Genomic DNA, 25,506 nt, shown 5'->3' with positions numbered 1-25,506 from the left:
ACGGGAAAATAGTATACTTGAAGTCGTCTTAAGCCACAATTGATGAATCACACCATCATCCTCCACAGGTAAGCCGGTAACATAGCGGATAGCATGGTATGAAATGTTGATGTACGTCACAAAGTCGCCGCAAGGCTGAATCGAGTAAGCTCAAGCGGCGAATTTATGCGCAGTGATGGAATAATCGTCAGATTTGCTTACTGCTTGTTCTCCAACACTTTCACCTGCTGCCAGGCCTCTTCCATTTGATCCAGGGTGGCATCGCTCATCGCTAAACCTTGTGAGGCGATAATGGCTTCAACCTGACGGAAGCGGCGCTCAAACTTATCGTTGGCTTTCTGTAACGCGACTTCCGCTTTGCTGCCTAAATGGCGTGATAAATTGACGGTCGCGAACAACAAATCACCAATCTCCTCTTCCAGCTTGTCGTTATCCACCACCGCTTGCTGCGCTTCGTGCATCACTTCGTCGATCTCTTCATGCACTTTATCCAGCACCGGACCGAGATTATTCCAGTCAAAGCCCACTGTGCTGCAACGCTTCTGAATTTTGTGCGCGCGCATCAATGCCGGCAGCGCTTTAGGGATGTCATCTAACGCAGAGTGCTGCGATTTTTCCGCGCGCTCGCTGTGTTTGATCGCTTCCCAGTTTTTCAGCACTTCTTCGCTGGTTTCGGCCTGAACATCACCAAAAATGTGTGGATGACGGCGCTCAAGTTTGTCGCTGATGGCGTTGCAGACGTCGTCAAAGTTAAAGCGCTGCTGCTCATCGGCCATCTGTGCGTAGAACACCACCTGAAACAGCAGATCGCCAAGTTCACCGCGCAGATCGGCAAAATCTTCGCGCTGAATGGCATCGATCACTTCGTAGGTTTCTTCCAGTGTGTAAGGCGCGATCGAGGCGAAGGTTTGCTGACGATCCCACGGGCAGCCGCGCTCCGGGTCGCGCAAGGTTTGCATGATGTTGAGCAGGCGGTTTAAGGGCGTCATGAGAGGATCCTTTGGGGCTGATATGTAAAAAGGTCGCCATGAATGGCGACCCTACGGCGTAATTTGTCGGGTCGGCATTTATGCCGACCTGAAAATCAGTGCAAACGGCGCGCGTCGATAATGTCCGGCACCTGATTAAGGCGTGCCAGCACGCGGCCAAGCACTTGCTGGTTATAGATCTCAATATCCATATCAATGGTCGCCAGCTGTTTTTTGGTGTCGCTGCGGCTAGAGACGCCGAGCACGTTGACCTTTTCGTTAGCCAGAATGGTGGTGATATCGCGCAGCAGGCCGCTACGATCGTTGGCGGTGACGCGCACCACCAGCGAGTAACCGCTGGAGTAATCCTCGCCCCACACCGCATCAACAATACGTTCCGGTGCGTGCGAAATCAGCTCGGTTAACTGGTCGCAGTCGGCGCGGTGAATCGAGATGCCGCGCCCCTGGGTGATAAAGCCCACGATATCGTCGCCAGGAATCGGCTGGCAGCAGCGGGCGATGTGGTGCAGCAGATTGCCCACACCTTCCACCACCACGCGACCGCTCTCTTTACGCGCCGAAGGTGCATGTGACTTTTGCGTCAGCAGGCGCAGCGCCTCGCGATCTTCCTCTTCGGCGCTCGGCTTGTTGAGCTTGCCTTGCAGGAAATTGACCATCTGATTGAGGCGAATATCGCCGCCGCCAATCATCGCCAGCAGCTCATCCTGCGAACTGACGTTATAGCGCGGCAGCAGCAGTTTCTCCGCTTCGCGCATGCTGATATCCATCTGATTCAGCTCGTTTTCGAGGATCTGACGGCCAGCGATAATATTTTTGTCGCGATCCTGTTTACGGAACCAGGCGTGAATTTTCGAGCGTCCGCGGCTGGTGGTGATATAGCCGAGGTTCGGATTCAGCCAATCGCGGCTTGGATTCGGCTGCTTCTGGGTGATCACTTCAATCTGATCGCCCATCTGCAACTGATAGGTAAACGGCACGATGCGCCCGCTGATTTTGGCGCCAATGCAGCGGTGACCGATATCGCTGTGAATATGATAAGCGAAGTCGAGCGGCGTTGAACCCGCCGGCAGATCGACCACGTCGCCTTTCGGGGTAAACACATACACGCGATCGTCGAATACCTGGCTGCGCACCTCTTCCAGCATCTCGCCGGAATCGGCCATCTCTTCCTGCCAGGTAATCAGCTTACGCAGCCAGGCGATTCGTCCTTCATGTCCTGCCGCGCCACGCGCATTGCTGGAGGTTGGACCTTCTTTGTACTTCCAGTGTGCGGCGACGCCCAGCTCGGCGTCTTCGTGCATCTGGCGCGTACGGATCTGGATTTCCACCGTTTTGCCTTGCGGCCCCAGCACCACGGTATGAATCGATTGATAGCCGTTGGGCTTGGGATTGGCAACGTAGTCGTCAAACTCACTCGGCAGATGGCGAAACAGCGTATGTACCGTTCCGAGCGCGCCGTAGCAATCCTGCAAGCGTTCAGCCACGATGCGCACCGCGCGCACGTCAAACAGCTCATCGAACGCTAACGACTTCTTCTGCATCTTGCGCCAGATGCTGTAGATGTGTTTTGGACGGCCATATACTTCGGCACGCACGCCCTCTTTCTGCATCTCGGCGCGCAGGTTGGCGACGAAGCTTTCGATGTAGCCTTCGCGATCGATACGGCGTTCGTGCAGTAGCTTAGCAATACGTTTGTATTCATCGGGATGCAGATAGCGGAAGCAGTAATCTTCCAGCTCCCATTTGAGCTGGCCGATACCAAGACGGTTCGCCAGCGGCGCGTAGATATTGGTGCTCTCTTTCGCCGCGAGCACGCGCTCATCTTCTGGCGCGTCTTTCATTTCACGCAGATGGGCGATACGTTCCGCCAGCTTGATGACCACGCAGCGGAAATCTTCCACCATCGCCAGCAGCATGCGGCGCACGTTATCCACTTGCTCAGAGGCCATCGAATCGTTGTGAATCGCTTTCAGCTGACGAATGGCATCCATGTCGCGCACGCCGTGCACCAACATCACAATCTCTTTGCCAAAGGCTTTTTCGAGATCCTCTTCGCTTACCACATCGGCGTTAGCGAGCGGGAACAGCAGCGCCGCGCGCAGGCTGTCGATGTCCATGCTGAGCATGGTGAGGATTTCCACCATCTCAATACCGCGCCACAGCAGCAGAGCTTGATCAGGATGGTTGTGCGTTTCGGCTTCACAGTAGCGCCACGCATCCGCCAGTCGCTGACAGGATTGCGGATTGTTGATACTTAAACTGGCGATCCACTGGTCGAGGGCAAATTCGCCCGCCGTATTTAAATGCGCACTTCTAACCGCAACCATATCCTCTCCTGCCACAGCGATGTGGACATCGCTTATGCTTTGCTAAACAGCACCATGGATTCGAGATGACTGGTATGAGGGAACATATCCAGCATCGCGACCCTTTCCAAATGGTAGCCCGCTGACAGCAATGTCTGACTGTCACGCGCCAGCGTTGTAGGGTTACAGGAAACATAGACCACACGTTCTGGCGCAAGTTTAACCACATGCGTCATCACGCCCGCGGCCCCAGCACGCGCTGGATCCAGTAACACCTTGTTAAATCCCTGCGTCGCCCACGGCTGACGCGATACATCTTCCTCCAGGTTATGCTGGAAGAAGCGAACATTCTCAAGATTATTCTGGGCTGCATTATACGCTGCCTGCTGCACTAATGCTGCAACGCCCTCCACACCTACAGCATTTTGTACGAACTTTCCTAGAGGCAAAGTAAAGTTTCCCATGCCACAGAACAAATCCAGCACACGATCCTCTGGCTGCAAATCCAGCCATTCGATGGCTTTGGCCACCATCTGCTGATTCACAGCATCGTTGACCTGAATAAAATTCTGCGGGCTAAAGGTTAGCGGCAAATTCAACGAGTGATAAAAAGGTTCACGCGCATTCAGCGCCTGCAAACTTTCACTGCCATCAGCCAGATAGAGCGACAGTTGCTGCTCATGCGAAAAACGTTCCAGTTTTGCGTGATCGCCTGCAGAGAGTGCATCAAGATGGCGCAGCACCATCAGCGGGCCATTGTCCGCCAGCACCAACTCAACGTGGCCCAGCCGTTTAACCGCCTGTAAATCGCTGAGACACTGGTGCAACGGCTGCAGTAACGCCTCAAGTTCGGGCACCAAAACCGGGCATTGCTTCAGCTCAACCAGATCGTTGCTGGCGGCCTGGCGGAAACCCATTTGCAGGCGCTGCTGTTTTGGCTGCCACTGCAACCCTAAACGCGCCCGACGACGATAGCCCCACGCGCTGCCGCTGATGATCTCATCGACCTTCACCGGCAGCGGCGCTTCGCGGCTTAGCATGCGGCTTAAGGCGCGCGCTTTACTCTCCTGCTGCAAAGCCACCGACGCATGCTGCTGCTGGCAGCCGCCGCATATGCCGAAATGGACGCAGCGTGGTTTTTCCCGCTGTGGGCCAGGATTGAGGATCTTGTTGGCTTTGGCGCGCGCGTATTTGCTTTTATCCTCGAACACCGTCACTTCCGCCTGTTCACCGGGCAGCGCGCCGCTGACAAACATCGCCTTGCCTTTATGGCGCGCAACACCCTGTCCAAAAGGATCGAGGTCTTCAATGGTGACGGATATGCGAGCCTTAGTCGTCACACGCTGTTTTGCGGAGTAAAATTGCGCCATAGTATTGTGAAATCTCTACTTTAATTGGGTGTGCAGCCATTAACCGCGCTTGCACAGGGATAAAAATGCCAGGAATCGCCAGGCCACAATTATGACCAAATACAGCCTGCGGGCGCGAATGATGATTTTGATACTGGCGCCAACGCTGATGATTGGCCTGCTGCTCAGTACCTTCTTTGTGGTGCACCGCTACAACGAATTACAGCATCAGGTGCACGACGCGGGGGCGAACATCATCGAACCGCTGGCGGTCTCCAGTGAATACGGCATGACGTGGCACAACCGCGATGCGATTCGCGAATTAGTCAGCCTGCTGCATCGCCGCCACTCCAATATTGTCCGTGCCATCACCATTTTCGACAACAACAATCACGTCTACGTCACCTCGAATAACAACCAAAACCTCTCGTTATTACAGAAAGAGGACATCTCAACGCTGGAAGATGGCGTCTCGGTGGAACGGCAAGGCAATGTGATGATTTTGCGCACGCCAATCATCTCCGAACGCTATTCGGTGGATGAGCTGCCGGGCGAGGATGCCAAACCCGCCGGGAATCCGCTGGGTTATGTGGCAATCGAGCTGGATCTGCAATCGGTGCGGCTCGAGCAGTACAAAGAGGTGTTTGTTGCCACGCTGCTGCTGCTGTTCTGCCTGTGCATCGCCATGCTGTTTGCCTATCGCCTGATGCGCGACGTCACCGGCCCGATTCGCAACATGGTCACCACCGTGGACCGCATTCGCCGCGGCCAGCTGGACAGTCGCGTGGATGGCTACATGCTGGGCGAGCTGAGCATTCTGAAAAACGGCATCAACGCCATGGCGATGTCGCTCACCGCCTATCACGAAGAGATGCAGCAGAACATCGATCAGGCGACTTACGATCTGCGTGAAACGCTGGAACAGCTGGAGATTCAGAACGTGGAGCTGGATCTGGCGAAGAAGCGCGCGCAGGAAGCGGCGCGTATCAAATCGGAGTTCCTCGCCAACATGTCGCACGAGCTGCGAACGCCGCTGAACGGCGTAATTGGCTTTACCCGTCAGATGCTGAAAACCGGGCTGAGCACCAACCAGCGCGACTACATGAGCACCATCGAGCGCTCGGCGAATAACCTGCTGAGCATCATTAACGACGTGCTTGATTTCTCGAAACTCGAAGCCGGAAAGCTGGTGCTGGAGTCGATCCCGTTCCCGCTGCGCGCCACGCTGGATGAAACGCTGGTGCTGCTGGCGCCGTCCGCCCACGACAAAGGGCTGGAGATTACCGTGTGCCTGGAAAAACAGGTGCCTGACAATGTGATAGGCGATCCGCTGCGCCTGCAGCAGATCATGATCAACCTGATTGGCAACGCGATTAAATTCACCGAGCACGGACATATCGATCTGCGCGTCGAGCTACGCAGCATCAGCAACACGCGTGCTGAGCTGGAGATTCAGGTGCATGACACCGGCATCGGTATCTCTGAACAGCAGCAGTCGCAGCTGTTCCAGGCGTTTCGCCAGGCCGATGCCAGTATTTCACGTCGTCATGGCGGCACCGGTTTAGGGTTGGTGATCACGCAGAAACTGGTGAGCGAAATGGGCGGCGAAATTGCCTTCCACAGCCGTCAAAATCAGGGCTCGACCTTCTGGGTGCATATTCATCTCGATCTCAATCCGAACGCACCGGCCATTCCGCGCATGCTGGATGATTTGCGTGCCACGCCGCTGGCTTATATCGAGCCGCATCCGGCGGTGGCGAAAGCGGTGCAGGAGATGCTAAGCATCACACCGTTGCAGGTGCAGCACTTCTCCAGCCTGGAAGAGATGCCCGATACGCACTTCCCGCTGCTGCTGATGGGCTTGCCGGTAACCGAACCGCATCCTGCGACGCTGTCGGATGCGTTGATTACTCGTCTGCATGCGCATGCCGATTCGGTGCTGCTAGCGCTGCCGAGTGAAATGATGCTGTTTGCCGACGACTTGCGGGCGCGCGGCATTGCCGGTTGTATCGCCAAACCGGTTTCGTTAACGCGCTTGCTGCCAATGCTGCTCGACTTACATGACTGGCAAAGCGATGTGCTGCCGCGTGGCGCACGTCAGCCATTGACGGTAATGGCGGTAGATGACAATCCCGCCAATCTGAAACTGATTGGCGCGCTGCTGGAGGAGCAGGTGCAGCACATCATTCTGTGTGATAACGCCGAGCAGGCGATTCGCCAGGCGCGCCTACACAAGCTGGACGTGATTCTGATGGACATTCAGATGCCAGATATCGATGGCATCCGCGCCAGCGAAATCATCCGCAGCCTGCCGCTGCACGCCACCACACCGATTGTCGCCGTAACCGCGCATGCGTTGGATGGCGAACGTGCGCAGCTCATCAACGCTGGCATGAATGACTATCTGGCGAAGCCGATTGACGAGGACAAACTGAGCCAGTTGCTGCAGCGTTACGCGCCGAACCGAATCGCGCCGCAACCACAACCGCCGGAAGTTGCGCCGTCGCTGGATTGGACGCTAGCACTGCGTCAGGCCGCCAATAAACCTGACTTAGCCCGCGATCTGCTGCAAATGCTGCTCGATTTCCTGCCAGAAGTGGAAGAGCGCGTTGAGAGTGCGATGGCGAGTAATGATGTGGTGGGATTGCGCGAGATTATTCACAAGCTGCACGGCAGCGCCAGCTACAGCGGCGTGCCGCGCCTGAAACAGCTGTGTCAGCAGCTGGAGAAGAGTTTGCATCAGGAGAGCGATATCGACGCGCTTGAGCCGGAGCTGCTGGAATTGAGCGATGAGATGGCGAACGTAGCGCGAGAGGCGAGGAAGCTGTTGGCGTTGGGTTAGAGCCGTGCGGTGATGGACCAGGTCGGCATAAATGCCGACCCTACGACGGCTATGCGTGCGCATTTGTAGGGTCGCCATTCATGGCGACCAGGCTTACAGCGCTTTACCCACCTTAATCACCGCCGCGACATTGCGCGCCGTCAAACGCACGTTCTGCGCCGCATTGGCCAGCGCGTCTTCCAGCGAACAAATGCTAAACAGCACGCTGAACACCGCATCCAGCCCATGTTGATGCACCACGCCGACATCCGCAGTTAGACTTCCGGCAATGCCAATCACCGGCTTATTAAACTGCTTCGCGACTTTTGCCACACCAATCGGAACCTTGCCGTTGATGCTTTGACTATCAATGCGCCCTTCGCCGGTAATCACCAGATCGGCATCTTTCACCTGCTCAGCCAGGCCTAAGGCTTCGGTGACAATCTCAATACCGCTGCGCAACTCAGCCTGGCAAAACGCATGCAGCGCCGCGCCCATGCCGCCGGCCGCGCCGCCGCCATCAATGTGTAAAACATCAATATCCAGATCGCGATGAATCAGAGTAGCGTAATGTTCCAGCGCCTTGTCCAGCTGCTGCACCAGCTGCGGCGTCGCGCCTTTTTGCGGACCAAAGATCGCCGACGCGCCCTTTTCACCGGTAAGCGGATTACTGACATCGCAGGCCACTTCAAAGCGGCACTCTTTAATACGCGCATCCAGCTGTGCGATATCAATGTGTGCCAGTTGCGGCAATGCACCGCCGCCATAGGCAATTTCCTTGCCGTGCTCATCCAGCAGCTGCGCGCCCAGAGCCTGCATCATGCCGGAACCACCATCATTGGTGGCGCTGCCGCCAATGCCGATGATGATGTGATCGACACCACGATCGAGCGCATCTTTGATCAGCTCGCCGGTGCCGAATGAGGTGGTAATCAGCGGATCGCGCTGTGCGGCGGGTACTAACTCCAGCCCGCTGGCCGCCGCCATTTCGATAAACGCGGTGCGCTCATCGCCTGACAAACCGTAGAACGCTTCCACTGGCTTGCCGAGCGGTCCAGTAACCGTCAGCCGGACAATGTTTCCCTGCGTTGCCGCCACCATCGCTTCAACCGTGCCTTCGCCACCGTCGGCAACCGGTATTTTCACGTAGTCAGCTTCAGGAAAGATCTCGCGGAATCCCGCTTCAATCGCCGAAGCCACTTCCAGGGCGGATAAACTCTCTTTATATGAATCCGGTGCGATGACAATTTTCATAGGCAATCCAGCGCGGTTGATGACGGACATCCGTCCTGCGAAGGCAGCGAGCCGCCCGGCATCCGCAGACGCCGGACGATTGCACTACCGGGTGATCTCAACTTTCGCTAATTTTTCATAATAGCAGGCCAGTGCGCTATGGTCGGAAGTGCCCTGTCCGTCCACCTTGAGCGCCTGCATCATCTCCATTACCGCAGCGGTCAGCGGCAGATGCGCGCCAATCTCGTGCGAAGTATCCAGCGCGTTAGCCAGATCTTTGATGTGCAGATCGATACGGAAGCCCGGCTTGAAGTTACGATCCAGCACCATCGGCGCTTTGGCATCCAGCACGGTGCTGCCCGCCAGGCCACCACGAATCGCCTGATAAACCAGCTCAGGATTAACGCCCGCTTTGGTCGCCAGCGACAGCGCTTCTGACATCGCCGCGATGTTGAGCGCCACGATTACCTGATTCGCCAGCTTGGTGACGTTACCCGCACCAATGTCGCCGGTGTGCACCACCGAACCCGCCATCGCTTTCATGATGTCGTAGCACTGATCGAACACCGCTTTATCACCGCCGACCATCACCGACAGTGTGCCTTCAATCGCTTTCGGCTCGCCGCCACTCACCGGCGCATCGAGCATTTTGATGCCTTTCGCCGCCAGCGCATCATGCACTTCACGGCTGGCTAACGGCGCAATGGAACTCATGTCGATCACGATCAGACCCGGCTTCGCGCCTTCGATGATGCCGTTAGCGCCGAGGCACACCTCTTTAACCTGCGGCGAGTTCGGAACCATGGTGATCAACACATCCACCTGTTCTGCTACCTCTTTTGGCGTCTTCGCCACGGTGGCGCCTAGCTCCACCAGCTCTGCTTCGTTGCCGACATTATGGTCGCGCACCACCAGCGAATAACCGGCTTTCACCAGGTTTTTACTCATCGGTTTGCCCATGATGCCGAGGCCGATAAATCCAATTTTCATTGCCTTTCCTCTCAGTCAGTTATTTTTTAAATTTGTCACACAGCGCCTGCGTGGCGTTACGGAACACGCCCAGATCGCTGCCAACCGCCACAAAGCTGGCGCCCCACTCCAGATAGCGGCGCGCATCGGCTTCCACCGGCGCCAGAATCCCGCTCGGTTTCCCCGCCGCTTTGGCGCGTTCGAATACGTGTTTAATCACTTTCAATACTTCGGGATGCGCAGGCTGGCCGAGATAGCCGAGCGCTGCCGAGAGATCGCCTGGCCCCACGAAGATGCCATCGACACCATCGACTGCGGCAATAGCATCAATGTTGTCCACCGCCTGTTGCGTTTCGATCTGCACCAGCAACGTGATGTTATCGTTGATGGTGCTGTTGTAGTCCGGCAGCGTGCCGTACATGTTGCTGCGGTGCGAAACCGAGACACCGCGAATACCCGCCGGTGGATAGCGAGTAGATGCCACCGCGCGGATCGCCTCTTCCTCGGTTTCCACAAACGGCACCAGGAAGTTGTAGAAGCCGATATCCAGCAAGCGCTTGATGATGATCGGTTCGTTGCACGGCGGACGCACCACCGGCGCGCTGTGGCTGCCCTTCAGCGCCATCAGCTGCGGCACAAAGGTGGTGATGTCATTTGGCGCGTGTTCGCCATCCAGTACCAGCCAGTCAAAGCCCGCCAGGCCCAGCACTTCGGTGGTTAATGGATTAGCCAGCGCGCACCAGCTGCCAATCAGGGTTTCTCCTGCCAGCAAACGGCGACGAAAAGGGTTCGGCCAGGCATTGCTCATTGTCTTCACTCCTGTCGGTTACAGCAGGCTCCCGCGCGGGGAGCCGGAAAAGTTAGCGCACCAGGCACGGACGCTTGTTATCAAAGGTCCAGTTCGGTACGAGGAACTGCATGGCTTGCGCATCATCGCGCGCGCCCAAACCGTGTTTCTGATACAGCGCGTTGGCCTGCATCACCTGATCCATATCCAGCTCGACGCCGAGGCCCGGCTTTTGCGGCACCTGCACCATGCCGCCTTTAATCTGGAACGGCTCTTTGGTCAGGCGCTGATTGCCTTCCTGCCAAATCCAGTGGGTATCGATGGCAGTAATCGCGCCCGGTGCGGCGGCGGCAACATGGGTAAACATCGCCAGCGAGATGTCGAAATGGTTGTTAGAGTGCGAGCCCCACGTCAGGCCGAAGTCGTGGCACATCTGCGCTACGCGCACCGAACCCTGCATCGTCCAGAAGTGCGGATCGGCCAGCGGGATATCGACCGATTGCAGCGACAGCGTGTGGCCCATTTGACGCCAGTCGGTAGCGATCATGTTGGTGGCGGTTGGCATGCCGGTGGCGCGGCGGAACTCCGCCATCACTTCGCGACCGGAATAGCCTTGCTCGGCACCGCACGGATCTTCCGCATAGGCCAGCACGCCTTTCAGCTGCTTACCGAGCAGAATCGCCTCGTTCAGCGACCAGGCACCGTTAGGATCGAGCGTCACACGCGCCTGCGGGAAACGCTTCGCCAGCGCCGTTACCGCTTCAGCCTCTTCACCGCCGCGTAGCACGCCGCCTTTCAGTTTGAAATCGTTGAAACCATATTTTTCATAGGCCGCTTCCGCCAGGCGCACCACCGTATCCGGCGTCAGCGCTTCTTCGTGGCGCAGGCGATACCAATCGCATTTGTCATTTTCCTGGCTCTGATACGGCAGCGAGGTTTTCTTGCGGTCACCGACATAGAACAGGTAGCCGAGCATTTCCACACGATCGCGCTGCTGACCATCGCCGAGCAGCGAGGCGACGTTCACGCCCAGGTGCTGCCCCAGCAGATCGAGCAGCGCCGCTTCAATGCCGGTCACCACGTGAATGGTGGTACGCAAATCAAAGGTTTGGTTGCCGCGCCCGCTGGAATCGCGGTCGGCAAAGGTGCTGCGCACCAGGTTGAGGATGTTTTTGTATTCGCCAACGGTTTTCTGCACCACCAGCGCCGCCGCATCTTCCAGCGTCTGACGAATCTTTTCGCCGCCCGGAATCTCACCCACGCCGGTATGTCCAGCATTGTCTTTAATAATGACGATATTGCGGGTGAAAAACGGTGAATGCGCGCCGCTCAGGTTGAGCAACATGCTGTCGTAACCGGCCACCGGAATGACCTGCAGCGATGTAATTTTCGGTGTCTGACTCATTTCCTGCTCCTTAGACTTAGCCGCGACCAAATGCTGGACGCTTGCGGTCGAATGACCAATTGGGAACCAGATACTGCATAGCGGTGGCGTCATTACGTGCGCCCGCCGGCAGCGATTTGTACAAAGCGTTGGCCTGATGCAGACGATCCCAATCCAGCTCGACGCCGAGGCCCGGCTTATCCGGCACGGCGATTTTGCCGTTGCGGATCTGCAGTGGCTCTTTGGTCAGGCGCTGATCGCCCTCCTGCCAAATCCAGTGCGTATCAATGGCGGTGGGTTTGCCCGGTGCAGCCGCGCCAACGTGGGTGAACATCGCCAGCGAAATATCGAAGTGGTTATTGGAGTGACAGCCCCAGGTTAATCCCCAGTCGTCACACAGCTGCGCCACGCGCACCGCGCCGCTCAGCGTCCAGAAGTGCGGATCGGCCAGTGGAATATCGACGGAATTGAGCATCACCGCGTGGTTCATTTCGCGCCAGTTGGTAGCAATCATGTTGGTGGCGACCGGCAAGCCCGTCGCGCGGCGGAATTCGGCCATCACTTCGCGACCGGAGTAGCCCTGCTCAGCACCGCACGGATCTTCGGCGTAGGTCAGCACATCGCCCATGCCTTTACACAAGCGAATGGCTTCATCGAGCGTCCAGGCACCGTTGGGATCGACGGTGATACGCGCATCGGGAAAGCGTTTTTTCAGCGCCGCCGCCGATTCAATTTCCTGCTCGCCCGGCAGCACGCCGCCTTTGAGTTTGAAATCTTTGAAGCCGTATTTGTCCTGCGCCGCTTCCGCCAGCCGCACCACAGATTCCGGCGTTAGCGCCTCCTGATGGCGCAAGTGATACCAATCGTGGCTGGCATTTTCGCCGGTCAGATAGGGCAAATCGGTTTTGCGACGGTCGCCGAGATAAAACAGATAACCCAGCACCGTGACTTCATCGCGCTGCTGGCCTGGACCGAGCAGTTCCGCCACCGGCACGCCGAGGCATTGGCCGAGCAGATCGAGCAGCGCGGCTTCCAGCGCGGCCACCGCATTGACGCGCAGCTCGAAGGTCCACGCGCCTTTGCCGAAGGTATCGAAATCCGCCGACTGATTGCCTTTGTGCACCTGCTGCACCAGACGATTCATGCGCGCAACCTGCTGACCTTTCACCTGCGGAATCGCCTCAACCAGCGTTTGGTAGATGGTTTCACCGCCCGGCGCTTCACCGACGCCGGTATGTCCGGCGCTGTCAGTCAGCACCACGATATTGCGGGTGAAGCAGGCGCTGTGCGCGCCACCGATGTTGAGCAGCATACTGTCGTAACCGGCAACCGGAATCACCTGCATGTCGGTGATGACCGGCGTACTTTGCGTAGTCATATTCCGTCCTTATGGCCTGGTTTTCAGTTCGACGCGTTTGATATCGCCGGCAATCACCAGGAAGCTAAATGCGGCGACAAAGGCATGGATACCGACATAAATCAGCGCGCCTTCGAAGGAACCGCTGGTGGCGATGATGTAACCGATAGCGATTGGCGTGACGATGCCGGAGAAGTTACCGAACATGTTGAACAGACCGCCGCTCAAACCGCTGATCTCTTTCGGTGCAGTATCTGCCATCACCGCCCAGCCCAGCGCGCCAATGCCTTTGCCGAAGAACGCCAGCGCCATGAAGAACACCACCACCCATTCGGTGTCGGTGTAGTTACACATCACCATCGAAATGGAAAGCAGCATGCCAAGCACAATCGGCGTTTTACGCGCGATATTCAGCGAACCGGTTTTGCGCATCAGGTAATCGGAAATCACCCCGCCCAATACGCCGCCAAGGAAGCCGCATACCGCTGGGATCGAGGCAATAAAGCCCGCCTTCAGAATCGACATACCGCGCGCCTGCACCAGATAAACCGGGAACCAGGTGATAAAGAAGTAGGTTAAGGCGTTGACGCAGTATTGGCCGAGATAGATGCCCAGCATCATGCGGGAAGTCAGCAGCTGTTTGATCTGGAACCACTTCTCGCTCCAGCTCACTTTGCGATCGTCCTTTTTGACGTCCATGTTGATCAGCGCGCCGCCCTGCTCCATGTACTCCAGCTCGGCTTTGTTAACGCCCGGATGATCGGTGGGATCGTGGATTACTTTCAGCCAGATGAAGCTGAGGATGATGCCCAATCCGCCCATGAACCAGAACACGTGCGCCCAGCCCACTTCGGATACCAGCCAACCCATGATCGGCGCGAAGATCACCGTGGCGAAGTATTGCGCCGAGTTGAAGATTGCTACTGCGGTGCCGCGCTCCTGCGCCGGGAACCAGGCCGCAACGATGCGGCTGTTGCCGGGGAAGGATGGCGCTTCAGCCAGGCCGACCAGGAAGCGCAATAGGAACAGCGAAATGATAATGCCAAAGCCGCTGAACAGATCGACGAAGCCCTGCAGCAAGGTGAACAGCGACCAGAGGAAGATGCTCCAGAAGTAGACGCGTTTTGAGCCGAAGCGGTCGAGCAGCCAGCCACCCGGAATCTGCCCAATAACGTACGCCCACGAGAAGGCGGAGAAGATGTAGCCCAGGCCGACCGAATCAAGGCCGATATCTTTGGACATCGCCGAACCGGCAATCGAAATGGTTGCGCGGTCACCGTAGTTGAACGAGGTGACGATAAATAACATCACCACAATCCAGTAACGGGCATTGGTGCGCTTCTGCACCGCTTCCGCTGTCTGGCTGAAACTATTCATGATGCACTCCTGAAATATAGCGAACGCTACATCCACTCTGACTGCATACACATCGCGTTGGGTATCAGAATGATGTTGGGTTAAACACGGCGATTTTTATATTTGGCAATACGATGATGCGTCGTGACGAATAACCTAACGTTGAAGAACGAGAATCAGTATAGGAACAGCCTGGAGGCGAAACACTGGAAGAACGCATGAGGATTAAGGGTGAATAAGAATGATTTTATGGCATCTGCACATAACGCTGCGGCGTGGCTCACGGAACGCTTTTTTCCACCGCGATTTTGCCTGGTAAACGTACAGGCCAATAGCAGTTTGTGAGTCAATTCACTTGCGTTTGGATAAACGAACCAAAATCCTCTGATAAATCTCCTTAAAGCCAGTCAGTTGCACAATGCATCCGGCAAATACCCCTGCATATACTGAGGCTGGCAAAAAACGATGACGTGATGGACGTATTTTAAACCGCGCTGCTAAGTACAGTGCGACGAACTGGAAGGTGAGCAATGAACCGTCCTCTGACAGAAAAACCGCTCTATATCAAAGTGCACGATGCCGATAATGTGGCGATCGTGGTCAACAATCAGGGATTGCCGTCCGGGACCCGTTTCGACGACGGGCTGCAACTGACGGAGCATGTGCCGCAGGGACATAAAGTCGCGCTGAGTGACATTCCGCAAGCGGGCGCAATCCTGCGCTACGGTGAAGTGATTGGCTACGCGCTGCGTCCGATCCCACAAGGTAGCTGGATTGAAGAATCACTGGTGGCGCTGCCCGAAGCGCCACCGCTCAACAGTTTGCCGCTGGCAAACAATGTGCCGCCCGCGCTACCGCCGCTGGAAGGTTATACCTTCGAAGGCTATCGCAACGCGGATGGCAGCGTTGGCACGCGTAACCTGCTCGGTATCACCACCAGCGTCCACTGCGTGGCAGGCGTGGTGGATTATGTGGTGCAAATCATCGAGCGTGATTTGCTGCCGCGCTATCCCAATGTCGATGGCGTGGTGGCGCTGAATCATCTGTATGGCTGCGGCGTGGCAATCAATGCGCCCGCCGCGGTGGTGCCGATTCGCACCATTCATAACCTGGCACTGAATCCTAATTTCGGTGGCGAAGTGATGATCGTCAGCCTCGGCTGCGAGAAATTACAGCCGGAACGTCTGCTGACCGGTACACCGGACGTGCAGGCAATTTCGCTGGATGACAACGACATTGTGCGTTTGCAGGATGAGCGGCTGGTCGGCTTTGGCGCGATGGTGGATGAAATCCTGCAGGTCGCTGAACGCCATCTGAAAAAGCTCAATCAACGCCAGCGCGAAACCTGTCCGGCATCAGAATTGGTGATTGGCACACAATGCGGCGGCAGCGATGCTTTCTCGGGCGTAACGGCGAACCCCGCCGTGGGATTTGCTTCCGACTTGCTGGTGCGCTGCGGTGCAACTGTGATGTTCTCGGAAGTGACCGAGGTGCGTGATGCCATTCATCTGCTGACGCCGCGCGTGGTAGATGAAGCAGTCGGCAAACGGCTGCTGGAAGAGATGGCGTGGTATGACGATTATCTCAGCCAGGGCCAAACCGATCGCAGCGCCAATCCCTCGCCGGGCAATAAAAAAGGCGGGCTGGCGAATGTGGTGGAGAAAGCGCTAGGTTCGATTGCGAAGTCAGGTCGCAGCCCAATTGTTGAAGTGTTATCGCCAGGTCAGCGCCCTACTAAACGCGGGCTAATTTATGCAGCAACACCAGCCAGCGATTTCGTGTGTGGCACGCAGCAGATGGCATCGGGCATTACCTTGCAGGTGTTCACCACCGGGCGCGGCACGCCTTACGGTTTAGCCGCCATTCCGGTGATTAAGATGGCAACGCGCAATGCGCTGGCCGAACGCTGGCATGATTTGATGGATATTAATGCCGGAACTATTGCGACGGGCGAAGAAAGTATTGAACAGGTCGGTTGGCGACTGTTTGAGTTGATTCTGGATATTGCCAGCGGGCGCAAACAGACGTGGTCGGATCGTTGGGGGATTCGTAATCAGCTGGCGGTATTTAATCCGGCGCCGGTGACGTGATGGTTGTTGCCCTCACCCTAGCCCTCTCCCACTTCGCGGGAGAGGGAACAAACCGTGCGGGCTGTACCACCTAAATATTCCCTCTCCCGCTGGCGGGAGAGGGTTAGGGTGAGGGAAAAGTCATTACAGCAACTTACCCCAGCTCTCAACCCAAGGTGACGTCACTGATTCTGGCTCCGGATCTTCCGTCGCATCCACCAGCAGCACCTCGCCGATACGCTGTGCGCTCTGCTCCTGCAAAGTGGCATCGAAGGTTTTACCGGCACCGCAGAAATTGTCATAGCTGCTATCACCCAAGCCAATCACGCCGTAACGCAATTCGGGTTGATAACCCAGCTCATCACGCACCTTAACATACAGGCGGGCAATGTTATCCGGGAAGTCGCCCTGGCCGGTAGTTGAGGTGACAATCAGCACCACCTCTTTGCTGTATGCCTGCCAATCCGCCATCGACGGATCTTCAAACACCTTCACCTCGTGGCCCTGCTCTTCCAGCACCGTCTGTGCTTCTTCAGCCACCAGCAGCGCATTGCCGTAAACCGTACCTGTAAAAATGCCAATCTTTGCCATCTTGCCGCTCCTTTATTCTGTTGGCTTATCCTGGACTGCATCAATGGCAAACTCAACCCTGGGAACATCAGGGATCTGATCCTGCCAGCCAAATTGCTCAAGCATCTGCTGCCAGACGCTATCCAACCCGGCGCGAATCACTAAGGGCTCGCCGGTGACGGGATGAGTAAAGCTGAGCGCGCTGGCGTGCAGCATCAGGCGATTTAGGCCAAAGTGTGCCGCCGCACCACGATTCTGGCGCAAATCTCCGTGCGCGCTGTCGCCAATAATCGGATGACGCAGATGCACCATGTGGCGGCGCAGTTGATGTTTACGGCCGGTGTGCGGTGCCATCTCCACCAGCGTATAGCGCGCGGTGTTATAACGGCTGATAGCGACCGGCATCTCAACGTGTGCCAGCGCCTGGTAATCCGTTACTGCCGGTTGGGCAACAGGCTCCTGAGTGGCGAATTTGTCAGCAATCTTATCCAGCTCTTCCACCAGCGGATAATCCAGCGTCGCGCCGCCTTCCAGCCAGCCGCGCAGTACCGCATGATAGGTTTTCTGCATCTGATGCTGTTCAAACTGCTGCGCCAGTAAATGGGCGACTTCACTCGATAAGGCCATCAGCAACACGCCAGAGGTTGGGCGATCGAGGCGGTGCACGGTGAAGACATGCTGACCAATCTGGTCGCGCACCGTTTGCATCACCACCACTTTTTCGTTGCGATCGAGCCAGCTGCGATGCACCAGCCAACCGGCTGGCTTATTCACGGCGACCAGCCACTCATCTTGATAAAGGATTTCGAGCATCAGGCGGAAGGTTCCTGGAACAGCGCATCAAACTTGTTGAGCGTCAGCAATAACGCCGCATAGCCCGCGGTGTCGGCTGGCAATGCAACTTCATAATAAGGTGTGATAGCGAAATTCTGCGGTAACGGCGCGCCACTTTCGAGCAGCGCATAAAAGCGCGGCATCAATACCCATTGCAGCCATTGCAGCGGCTCCATGGTATCGAGACAGAAAGGTTCGGTACTGGTGAAGGCGCTCGCCTCGGGGGATTGTGACTGCCAATGGCCGTGTTCGCGCATCACCGCTTCGACCTGCTGCAGGCGCTGAAAAATCATTTGCGACGACATGCGCCACCTCCAGAGAAAAATTGGGCGGCAAGCATACCATCAGTCACGCCCGGCGCAAAAATGGCATAAAAAAAGGGAGCACTGTGATTACAGTGCTCCCGGTTTTCGTTTGCAGCATTCCAGCTACTGCTGTGCTCCCTGCTCATCCATGACAACTTTTCCTGCGCTTTCCGTCGCTTGTCATCATGACATTGGTCCTTAGCATCCTGGCCCGCCACATTCCGCGTGGCTCTCATTCTCCGTCCTGGAGGTGTCCCTGACTCAATCCTGAGTGTCCTGCTTCATCCTGAAGCCTTCCTTGTGCCGTAAACTCCGTTACGTTCCTGCCTCATGGCTGACATTCTCCTGAACGTCTCTTAATCCCCAGCATCCTGCCAGTGGTGACTATTCTCCCAGAAACCATCGCAATAACAAGCCAGTAAGAAGCGTTAATGGATTAAGCCCTGTCTTAATTTTCAGATTGATGCCATAAGTTCATGATTCACAATATTTTTACATTTACGGCTTCCAGAAGTCTGCACGATGATCTAGCGATCTCTCACACGAGACGTGAGAGATCTCTCACAAAGCGCAGCCTGAAAATCTGCAAATCACTGAGTAACCGGTTGTAAAGCATTAAGAAATGTCTTAACGGATGGCGCCAACACTTCACGCTTTTTAGTGCCAGGCTCCTCCAGAATGACCTCACCGGTAAGATTGCATAGCGCAATCACATCATTCTCTGAATCGGTGGTAGCGATAAACAAGGTCGGTGCTTGTCTTAAGCGGCGCTTCATAACCAGATGGCCAATCAGGTTCTCTTGCAGGCGGGTGAAATCCGCTTCACTCCATACCTGCAGCAGGGTAATTGGTCGCTGTTCTAAGGTTGCCGTCATATCGCCGGCAAATTGCGTGGTGTAAAACGCACTGATTTCCGGTTGCAGTTGCAGATCCAGTGCACGCTCTACCGCTTCAAGCGTGGCCGGTAACGTAAACGGCTGCGGCTGCCACAACACGCGGTCATCCAGCGTGCTGATGATGCAGTCGGAGGGAACGCCAAGCAGATCGGCGCTGGCGGGAAAATGTCCGGTTTGTTGCTGCCAATGTTCAACGTAGCGGGCGGTAAACTCACGCAGAGCATCTACGGTTTGCTGCATCATTCATATTCTCGCAGGTGTTAGGTTACACTTAACCACTTTGATGAAATTTAGTGGTAACCGTTATGTCTTCTGAAAACCGGGATCAGGCATTAAGCGGCCTGACCTTAGGTAAGCCCACGGCTTATGTCGATCGTTACGATAACACGCTGTTGCAATCCGTGCCGCGCAGCCTGAACCGTGAGCCGCTTGGGCTGTATCCCGATAATCTGCCTTTTACTGGCGCAGATATCTGGACGCTATACGAACTCTCCTGGCTCAACAGTAAAGGCGTTCCGCAGGTGGCGGTGGGCGAAGTAGTGCTGCGCGCCGATAGCCAAAACCTGATCGAGTCGAAGAGTTTCAAGCTCTATCTTAACAGTTTTAATCAGACAGTTTTCGCCGACTGGGGCGAAGTGCGCCAGACGCTGGAGCGCGATCTCAGCGCCTGCGCGAAGGGTCAGGTCAGCGTGGCCCTGTTTCGTCTCAGCGAAGTGGAAGGCCAGCCGATCGGCCACTTCACTGGCGAAGTGATTGATGAGCAGGATATCGAAATCCACGATTACGCCTTCAACGCAGATTATCTGGCGCAGGCTGCTGGCCGCGAGGTGGTTGAAGAAACGCTGGTTAGCCATCTGCTGAAATCAAACTGTTTAATCACCAATCAGCCCGATTGGGGATCCGTAATGATTCGCTACAAAGGCCCGCGTATCGATCGTGAAGCGCTGCTGCGATATCTCATCTCATTCCGTCAGCACAATGAGTTTCATGAGCAGTGCGTTGAACGCATTTTCAACGATGTTCAGCGCTTTTGTCAGCCAGAAGCATTAACCGTTTATGCACGTTACACGCGGCGCGGCGGTCTGGATATTAATCCGTGGCGCAGTAACGTGCCCTTCTCTCCCGGTTTTTCCCGCCTGGTTCGCCAGTAGCAGATTGCGAGACGCCTCGCAGGCCGCTGCACGGATGCGCGGTTCCTCTTGAGCATTCACGGCGGACAACGTTACTCTGTTGAAGGCGCGATTGAAGCATGCGCGACCAGGGATTTTCGTCGCTGCGTTAATAAGTTAAGCGCAGCGTCATCAGCCACGCATTTGCGTGTAAAGGAGTTCTCTTGATTACACATATCAGCCCGCTTGGCTCGATGGACCTGCTCTCCCAGCTTGAAGTCGACATGCTGAAGCGCACCGCCAGCAGCGACCTTTATCAGCTGTTTCGTAACTGCTCACTTGCGGTACTCAACTCGGGTAGCCAAACCGACAGCAGCCAGGAATTACTTTCCCGTTTCGAAAACTTTGATATCAACGTGTTGCGCCGTGAACGCGGTGTGAAACTTGAACTCATCAACCCGCCGGAAGAGGCGTTTGTTGATGGCCGTATTATTCGTTCGCTACAGGCGAACCTGTTTGCCGTGCTGCGCGATATTCTGTTTGTGAACGGTCAACTGGCGGCGACCGAACGCTGCCAGAATGATGAACCGGAAGACTCTGCGCATATCACCAATCAGGTGTTTTCGATTCTGCGTAACGCGCGTGCGCTGCATATTGGTGAATACCCGAATACCGTGGTGTGTTGGGGCGGTCACTCGATCAATGCGGTGGAATACCAATATTGCCGCAACGTCGGCACGCAAATGGGCCTGCGTGAACTCAACATCTGTACCGGTTGCGGGCCGGGCGTGATGGAAGCCCCGATGAAAGGTGCCGCCGTTGGCCATGCGCAGCAGCGTTACCATGACAGCCGTTTTATCGGCCTGACCGAACCCTCAATCATTGCCGCAGAGCCACCGAATCCGCTGGTCAATGAGCTGATCATCATGCCGGATATCGAAAAACGTCTCGAAGCCTTTGTGCGTATCGCTCACGGCATTGTGATCTTCCCTGGCGGCGTGGGCACGGCAGAAGAGCTGCTCTATCTGTTGGGTATTTTGATGAATCCACATAACAGCGATCAGGTACTTCCGCTGATTCTGACCGGACCCAAAGAGAGCGCCGACTACTTCCGCGTGCTGGATGATTTCATCGTCAACACGCTGGGCGAAGCCGCACGCAAGCACTATAAAATCATCATTGATGATGCCGCTGAAGTGGCGCGTCTGATGAAGAAAGCGATGCCGCAGGTGAAAGAATATCGTCGCGAAACCGGCGATGCCTACAGCTTCAACTGGTCGATTCGTATCGCACCCGAATTGCAGGTGCCCTTCCTGCCGACGCACGAGAATATGGCAAACCTGAAGCTGTTTCCGGATCAACCTGCCGAGCTGTTGGCAGCCGATCTGCGTCGCGCTTTCTCCGGCATTGTCGCGGGTAACGTTAAAGAGATCGGGATTCGTGAAATTCGCGAGAAAGGTCCATACAAGCTGCACGGCGATGCCAATCTCATGCACCGCATGGATGAGCTGTTGCAAGGCTTTGTCGCACAGCAGCGCATGAAGCTACCGGGCAGCGCCTACACGCCTTGCTACGAAATCATCAAATAACCCACCAGGAAGGCAGCCTGCGGGCTGCCGCTATCGCTATGTCGTTTCATCTTCTTATCATTGATGCACTCAATCTGATTCGCCGTCTGCACGCCGTTCAGGGATCGCCCTGCCGCGACAGCTGCGTTGCCGCCTTGCATCAGTTATTAGGACATACCCAGCCCACGCATGTGGTGGCGGTTTTTGATAGCCATGAGCGTCAACCTGGCTGGCGCCATCAACTTTTGCCTGATTACAAAGCGGGCCGCCCGCCAATGCCGGAAGATCTGCATCTGGAGATGCCCGCGCTACAGGACGCCTTCCGCGTCGCTGGCGTCAGCTGTTGGGTGGCCGATTTAGACGAAGCCGACGATCTCGCCGCCACGCTGGCGGTGAAAATGGCTGACGCCGGTCATCAGGCAACGATTGTTTCTACCGATAAAGGTTATTGCCAGCTGCTGGCTCCCAACATTCGCATTCGCGATTATTTCCAGAAGCGCTGGCTGGATGTGCCTTTTATCGAGCAAGAGTTTGGCGTTTCGCCCACGCAGTTGCCCGATTACTGGGGATTGTGCGGTATCAGCAGCAGTAAAATTCCTGGCGTGCCCGGCATTGGCCCAAAAAGTGCCCGTGAGCTGTTAATGCAGTTTGGTTCGCTGGATGCGATTTATCAGCAATGGGATCAGGTGCCGAGCAAGTGGCAGGGGAAATTGCAGGAACAGCGGGAAATGGCGGAAATTTGTCGGAAAGTCTCGACGTTAAAACGGGATTTGGTATTGCTAGGCAATCTCAATACATTGAGATATAAGGCGTTGTAGGGTGCGCATTCATGCGCACCAGGTCACCATAAATGGCGACCCTACAAAACACAGCATATCCTGCGAAATAATTTGTGCTACAGCAAGGCGGCAAGTGCGCGAGTTCCCGGGAGCATACATCAGTATGTGACCGGGGCGAGCAAACGCAGCCAACGCCGTTGTAGCGCAAAGTATGAAGCAGGCATCCTGCGTAATAATTTGTGCTACAGCAAGGCGGCAAGTGCGCGAGTCCCCGGGAGCATACATCAGTATGTGACCGGTGCGAGCAAGCGCAGCCAACGCCGCTGTAGTGCAAAGTATGAAGCAGGATTAACGCTCGTCGCGACGGCCGCCAACTGCCGCCCACAACCGGCGTACGTGAACGGTCACTTCTTCGCGGTCGTGATACAGCTGACGCGCCTGAATCTGGGCATTAATGCCCTGCGCTTTCAGCGCGTCATCAATCATCGCCAGGTTCTGCGTCACTTCTTCGTAGCGCCTTTTCATGGGCAGCTTGAGGTTGAAGATCGCTTCACGGCACCAGCCATTAACCAGCCATTCAGTCATCAGGCTCGCTACGCGCACCGGTTTTTCCACCATGTCGCACACCAGCCAGCTAATATTGGTACGCGGCGGACGGAATTTAAAACCATCTTCGCGGCAGTGCGTGACTTGTCCGGTATCCATCAGGCTTGGCGCCATCGGACCATTATCCACCGCAAATACCCACATGCTGCGTTTCACCAGCTGATAGGTCCAGCCGCCGGGGCAAGCGCCGAGATCGACGGCGTACATGCCGCTGGCTAAACGCTCATCCCACTCATCCGCAGGCACAAACACGTGGAAGGCCTCTTCCAGCTTGAGCGTGGAACGGCTCGGCGCATCGGACGGGAACTTCAGGCGCGGAATACCCATGTAGAACGGCGAGTTGTTTTCCGGCAGCGAATAGCCAACGTAGCAGGTGCCCGGCGCAATAAAGAACACATGCACCACCGGACGCTTCGGCGTTTCGTAATTAAGCAGGATTTTGCTTTCCCGCAGGCTGGCACGCAGCGGCACGGTTAATTTACGGCAGAACTTGGTGAGCTCTTTAGCTTCATTGGTATCCGGCACTTCAACCCGCAGTTCTCCGCCCTTCTCCACCACACCGGTCAGCATGCCGACAATCGGCGTGATGCGATCTTCTGGCGGCAAATCGCGCATCAGCTCTCCCACCACCAGCATCTGACGCGCAAAGATCAGCTCGGCAAACGGCAGCGTTTGGATCAGCTTTTCAGCGTCTTCCTGCTGATAGCACTCATACAGCACGTAACCCGAGTCATCTTTGACGCGCGGGAAACCGTAAATCTCGCGCTCAGCTGCTTTCGCGCTGATTTCTGCCGCGCACTCTTTCTCAAATCCCGGACGGCAATAGAGTAAAACTTTATTCATGGCGATCTGCCTTTCGTTTCAGACGCAGTGCGCCAATCAACATCAAGAACCAGCCAATAAGGAAGCACAAGCCGCCCACTGGCGTAACAAAAACCCAAAACTTCATGTGCGACAGCGCCAGACAATAGAGGCTGCCACTGAACAACACGGTACCCAGCGCCATCGCGGCGCTACTCCAGTAAAACCAGATATTGGCGCGGCGCAGCATGGCGGCACCCAAGCCGATCACCGCCAGCGTGTGATACGCCTGATATTCGAGGCCGGTATGTATCCACGCCATTTCGGCCGGGCCAAGCGATTTGCTCAGCACATGCGCCCCGAAAGCACCAAACGCCACCAGTAAAAATCCACTGATAGCAGCAAAAACAAACATGGCACGACTGGACATCAAAGAATCCTCAAGGTAGTGCGCACATCACTGTGCAGCCATCGATGCATTAGTGATCGTAGCGAAAACGGAATTTTTCTTGTTCATTGGCCGCTTTTTCCAGGATCCACTGACGAAAGGCGGCTATTTTACCCAGTTCTGCCTGGCTGTCATGACAAACCAGATAAAAAGCATTTTTACTGACTAATACGTCATTAAAAGGACACACCAGGCGACCGGCTTCAATCTCACTCTGCGCCATCACATTATTCGCCAGCGCCACGCCCTGACCATGAATCGCCGCCTGCAATACCATGGCGCTGTGACTGAAGATCGGGCCCTGTTGCACATTAATGTGCTGCAAACCCAGCTGGCGCGTATAGGATTGCCAGTCGCGGCGCGATGCATCATGCAGTAGCGTGCAGTGCGCCAAATCAGCCGGTGACTTGAGCGGATTGTCGCCGGTCAGCAACATTGGTGAGCAGACCGGCAGCAAATATTCGGCATACAATTTCTCAACCCGCAGGCCTGGCCAATTGCCGCGACCGTAGAAAATCGCCACGTCGACGTCGTCCGCCAATTTCTCCTCATCACGGTCCACCGCCTGGATACGCACGTCGATGCCCGGATAAGCCATATTAAAGCTGGAAAGGCGAGGCACCAGCCACTGAATGGCGAAACTCGGCAGCAAACTGACGGTGAGCGCACCTTTGGCGCTGCGCGCCTGCAACTTGCGCGTGGCATCGTTCAGGGCGGAGAAAATCTCCTTGATGTCTAAGTAGTAGCTTTGACCTTCTTCTGTCAGTAAAAGCGAACGATTCCTCCGGCGAAACAGCTTTAAACCTAAGAAATCTTCCAGAGATTTGATCTGATGGCTGACAGCAGCCTGGGTAACAAACAGCTCTTCAGCGGCTTTGGTGAAGCTCAAATGACGGGCAGCAGCATCGAAGACGCGTAAAGCATTAAGCGGCGGAAGGCGTTTAGACATGGTTTTCCGTATCCGGATTGA

General features: G+C 55.9%; 21 protein-coding genes. 5 read left to right on the top strand and 16 right to left on the bottom strand.

Going from position 1 to position 25,506, the window contains the following annotated elements:
• Window positions 1-197 precede the first annotated feature (197 nt).
• The 3 genes from mazG to rlmD all read right to left on the bottom strand — a co-directional run bounded on the left by mazG (window position 198) and on the right by rlmD (window position 4,665).
• The gene (gene mazG, locus BM323_RS21920; RefSeq protein WP_008104574.1) at window positions 198-989 is read right to left on the bottom strand and encodes a nucleoside triphosphate pyrophosphohydrolase; all 792 of its coding nucleotides are present in this window, start codon (window positions 987-989) and stop codon (window positions 198-200) included.
• Between the two features lie 95 nt (window positions 990-1,084).
• The gene (gene relA / locus BM323_RS21915) at window positions 1,085-3,316 is read right to left on the bottom strand and encodes a GTP diphosphokinase (protein ID WP_008104575.1); all 2,232 of its coding nucleotides are present in this window, start codon (window positions 3,314-3,316) and stop codon (window positions 1,085-1,087) included.
• Between the two features lie 32 nt (window positions 3,317-3,348).
• Window positions 3,349-4,665, bottom strand: coding sequence for a 23S rRNA (uracil(1939)-C(5))-methyltransferase RlmD (gene rlmD, locus BM323_RS21910; RefSeq protein WP_008104578.1), 1,317 nt, complete (start codon window positions 4,663-4,665; stop codon window positions 3,349-3,351).
• 91 nt (window positions 4,666-4,756) lie between these two features.
• Between rlmD and barA the strand changes: the two genes are divergently transcribed.
• Window positions 4,757-7,486, top strand: coding sequence for a two-component sensor histidine kinase BarA (barA, locus tag BM323_RS21905; protein WP_008104580.1), 2,730 nt, complete (start codon window positions 4,757-4,759; stop codon window positions 7,484-7,486).
• 93 nt (window positions 7,487-7,579) lie between these two features.
• Here barA and BM323_RS21900 read toward each other — a convergent pair whose 3' ends face one another.
• The 6 genes from BM323_RS21900 to BM323_RS21875 form a co-directional block, all read right to left on the bottom strand.
• Window positions 7,580-8,719, bottom strand: coding sequence for a glycerate kinase (locus tag BM323_RS21900; RefSeq protein WP_008101400.1), 1,140 nt, complete (start codon window positions 8,717-8,719; stop codon window positions 7,580-7,582).
• An 84-nt stretch (window positions 8,720-8,803) separates the two neighbouring features.
• Window positions 8,804-9,688, bottom strand: coding sequence for a 2-hydroxy-3-oxopropionate reductase (gene garR, locus BM323_RS21895; RefSeq protein ID WP_008101398.1), 885 nt, complete (start codon window positions 9,686-9,688; stop codon window positions 8,804-8,806).
• Between the two features lie 19 nt (window positions 9,689-9,707).
• Window positions 9,708-10,475: a 2-dehydro-3-deoxyglucarate aldolase gene (garL, locus tag BM323_RS21890; RefSeq protein WP_008101396.1), complete on the bottom strand. Its 768-nt coding sequence runs from the start codon at window positions 10,473-10,475 to the stop codon at window positions 9,708-9,710.
• A gap of 52 nt (window positions 10,476-10,527) precedes the next feature.
• Window positions 10,528-11,859 carry a glucarate dehydratase gene (gene gudD, locus BM323_RS21885; RefSeq protein ID WP_008101394.1) on the bottom strand — a complete coding sequence of 444 codons (1,332 nt, stop codon included), beginning with the start codon at window positions 11,857-11,859 and terminating at the stop codon, window positions 10,528-10,530.
• A 16-nt stretch (window positions 11,860-11,875) separates the two neighbouring features.
• Window positions 11,876-13,216, bottom strand: coding sequence for an enolase C-terminal domain-like protein (locus BM323_RS21880; protein ID WP_008101392.1), 1,341 nt, complete (start codon window positions 13,214-13,216; stop codon window positions 11,876-11,878).
• Window positions 13,217-13,225: 9 nt separating this feature from the next.
• Entirely contained in the window at window positions 13,226-14,572 is a 1,347-nt protein-coding gene (locus BM323_RS21875) for an MFS transporter (RefSeq protein ID WP_008101389.1), read from the bottom strand.
• A 509-nt stretch (window positions 14,573-15,081) separates the two neighbouring features.
• On the opposite strand from BM323_RS21875, the gene garD reads away from it, so the two are divergent.
• A complete protein-coding gene (garD, locus tag BM323_RS21870) occupies window positions 15,082-16,641 on the top strand; it encodes a galactarate dehydratase (RefSeq protein ID WP_008101386.1) in 1,560 nt (519 codons plus the stop codon).
• A 123-nt stretch (window positions 16,642-16,764) separates the two neighbouring features.
• Here the strand turns inward: garD and BM323_RS21865 are convergent, their stop codons facing one another.
• The 4 genes from BM323_RS21865 to syd all read right to left on the bottom strand — a co-directional run bounded on the left by BM323_RS21865 (window position 16,765) and on the right by syd (window position 19,468).
• Window positions 16,765-17,211 carry a flavodoxin gene (locus BM323_RS21865; protein ID WP_008101384.1) on the bottom strand — a complete coding sequence of 149 codons (447 nt, stop codon included), beginning with the start codon at window positions 17,209-17,211 and terminating at the stop codon, window positions 16,765-16,767.
• 12 nt (window positions 17,212-17,223) lie between these two features.
• On the bottom strand, window positions 17,224-18,003 hold the full coding sequence (truC, locus tag BM323_RS21860) for a tRNA pseudouridine(65) synthase TruC (RefSeq protein WP_008101382.1): 780 nt from the start codon (window positions 18,001-18,003) through the stop codon (window positions 17,224-17,226).
• Window positions 18,003-18,329: a YqcC family protein gene (locus BM323_RS21855; protein WP_008101381.1), complete on the bottom strand. Its 327-nt coding sequence runs from the start codon at window positions 18,327-18,329 to the stop codon at window positions 18,003-18,005. The genes truC and BM323_RS21855 overlap by 1 nt, the downstream gene beginning before the upstream one ends.
• Before the next feature lie 590 nt (window positions 18,330-18,919).
• A complete protein-coding gene (syd, locus tag BM323_RS21845) occupies window positions 18,920-19,468 on the bottom strand; it encodes a SecY-interacting protein (protein WP_008101379.1) in 549 nt (182 codons plus the stop codon).
• A 62-nt stretch (window positions 19,469-19,530) separates the two neighbouring features.
• Here syd and queF point away from each other — a divergent pair, with 62 nt between their 5' ends.
• The 3 genes from queF (at window position 19,531) to xni (ending at window position 22,720) form a co-directional block, all read left to right on the top strand.
• On the top strand, window positions 19,531-20,376 hold the full coding sequence (gene queF / locus BM323_RS21840) for an NADPH-dependent 7-cyano-7-deazaguanine reductase QueF (RefSeq protein ID WP_008101377.1): 846 nt from the start codon (window positions 19,531-19,533) through the stop codon (window positions 20,374-20,376).
• A gap of 182 nt (window positions 20,377-20,558) precedes the next feature.
• Window positions 20,559-21,923 carry a nucleotide 5'-monophosphate nucleosidase PpnN gene (ppnN, locus tag BM323_RS21835; protein WP_008101375.1) on the top strand — a complete coding sequence of 455 codons (1,365 nt, stop codon included), beginning with the start codon at window positions 20,559-20,561 and terminating at the stop codon, window positions 21,921-21,923.
• Window positions 21,924-21,961: 38 nt separating this feature from the next.
• Entirely contained in the window at window positions 21,962-22,720 is a 759-nt protein-coding gene (xni, locus tag BM323_RS21830) for a flap endonuclease Xni (protein ID WP_008101373.1), read from the top strand.
• 309 nt (window positions 22,721-23,029) lie between these two features.
• Here the strand turns inward: xni and rlmM are convergent, their stop codons facing one another.
• The 3 genes from rlmM to BM323_RS21815 are packed head-to-tail and all read right to left on the bottom strand — an operon-like array spanning window position 23,030 to window position 25,485.
• Window positions 23,030-24,130, bottom strand: coding sequence for a 23S rRNA (cytidine(2498)-2'-O)-methyltransferase RlmM (gene rlmM / locus BM323_RS21825; RefSeq protein WP_008109569.1), 1,101 nt, complete (start codon window positions 24,128-24,130; stop codon window positions 23,030-23,032).
• Window positions 24,123-24,518 (bottom strand): DUF423 domain-containing protein, encoded by a 396-nt coding sequence (locus BM323_RS21820; RefSeq protein ID WP_008109570.1) that lies wholly within the window; start codon window positions 24,516-24,518, stop codon window positions 24,123-24,125. The genes rlmM and BM323_RS21820 overlap by 8 nt, the downstream gene beginning before the upstream one ends.
• Before the next feature lie 49 nt (window positions 24,519-24,567).
• On the bottom strand, window positions 24,568-25,485 hold the full coding sequence (locus BM323_RS21815) for a transcriptional regulator GcvA (protein ID WP_008109573.1): 918 nt from the start codon (window positions 25,483-25,485) through the stop codon (window positions 24,568-24,570).
• Between the last annotated feature and the right edge of the window lie 21 nt (window positions 25,486-25,506).

Origin of the sequence: Pantoea sp. YR525 (assembly GCF_900116775.1) — a bacterium.
Taxonomy (GTDB): Bacteria; Pseudomonadota; Gammaproteobacteria; order Enterobacterales; family Enterobacteriaceae; genus Pantoea; species Pantoea symbiotica.
The sequence above is the reverse complement of the archived record's forward strand: the minus strand, read 5'-3'. Positions and strand labels throughout refer to the sequence as shown.

What these genes read in the sequence shown, in the direction of transcription:
- xni (WP_008101373.1), top strand. Translation starts at nt 21,962, where the DNA reads ATGTCGTTTCATCTTCTTATCATTGATGCACTCAATCTGATTCGCCGT.
- relA (WP_008104575.1), bottom strand. Translation starts at nt 3,316, where the DNA reads ATGGTTGCGGTTAGAAGTGCGCATTTAAATACGGCGGGCGAATTTGCC.
- BM323_RS21820 (WP_008109570.1), bottom strand. Translation starts at nt 24,518, where the DNA reads ATGTCCAGTCGTGCCATGTTTGTTTTTGCTGCTATCAGTGGATTTTTA.
- BM323_RS21855 (WP_008101381.1), bottom strand. Translation starts at nt 18,329, where the DNA reads ATGTCGTCGCAAATGATTTTTCAGCGCCTGCAGCAGGTCGAAGCGGTG.
- BM323_RS21865 (WP_008101384.1), bottom strand. Translation starts at nt 17,211, where the DNA reads ATGGCAAAGATTGGCATTTTTACAGGTACGGTTTACGGCAATGCGCTG.
- garL (WP_008101396.1), bottom strand. Translation starts at nt 10,475, where the DNA reads ATGAGCAATGCCTGGCCGAACCCTTTTCGTCGCCGTTTGCTGGCAGGA.
- BM323_RS21880 (WP_008101392.1), bottom strand. Translation starts at nt 13,216, where the DNA reads ATGACTACGCAAAGTACGCCGGTCATCACCGACATGCAGGTGATTCCG.
- BM323_RS21900 (WP_008101400.1), bottom strand. Translation starts at nt 8,719, where the DNA reads ATGAAAATTGTCATCGCACCGGATTCATATAAAGAGAGTTTATCCGCC.
- syd (WP_008101379.1), bottom strand. Translation starts at nt 19,468, where the DNA reads ATGATGCAGCAAACCGTAGATGCTCTGCGTGAGTTTACCGCCCGCTAC.
- garD (WP_008101386.1), top strand. Translation starts at nt 15,082, where the DNA reads ATGAACCGTCCTCTGACAGAAAAACCGCTCTATATCAAAGTGCACGAT.
- BM323_RS21875 (WP_008101389.1), bottom strand. Translation starts at nt 14,572, where the DNA reads ATGAATAGTTTCAGCCAGACAGCGGAAGCGGTGCAGAAGCGCACCAAT.
- mazG (WP_008104574.1), bottom strand. Translation starts at nt 989, where the DNA reads ATGACGCCCTTAAACCGCCTGCTCAACATCATGCAAACCTTGCGCGAC.
- truC (WP_008101382.1), bottom strand. Translation starts at nt 18,003, where the DNA reads ATGCTCGAAATCCTTTATCAAGATGAGTGGCTGGTCGCCGTGAATAAG.
- garR (WP_008101398.1), bottom strand. Translation starts at nt 9,688, where the DNA reads ATGAAAATTGGATTTATCGGCCTCGGCATCATGGGCAAACCGATGAGT.
- rlmD (WP_008104578.1), bottom strand. Translation starts at nt 4,665, where the DNA reads ATGGCGCAATTTTACTCCGCAAAACAGCGTGTGACGACTAAGGCTCGC.
- gudD (WP_008101394.1), bottom strand. Translation starts at nt 11,859, where the DNA reads ATGAGTCAGACACCGAAAATTACATCGCTGCAGGTCATTCCGGTGGCC.
- queF (WP_008101377.1), top strand. Translation starts at nt 19,531, where the DNA reads ATGTCTTCTGAAAACCGGGATCAGGCATTAAGCGGCCTGACCTTAGGT.
- barA (WP_008104580.1), top strand. Translation starts at nt 4,757, where the DNA reads ATGACCAAATACAGCCTGCGGGCGCGAATGATGATTTTGATACTGGCG.
- BM323_RS21815 (WP_008109573.1), bottom strand. Translation starts at nt 25,485, where the DNA reads ATGTCTAAACGCCTTCCGCCGCTTAATGCTTTACGCGTCTTCGATGCT.
- rlmM (WP_008109569.1), bottom strand. Translation starts at nt 24,130, where the DNA reads ATGAATAAAGTTTTACTCTATTGCCGTCCGGGATTTGAGAAAGAGTGC.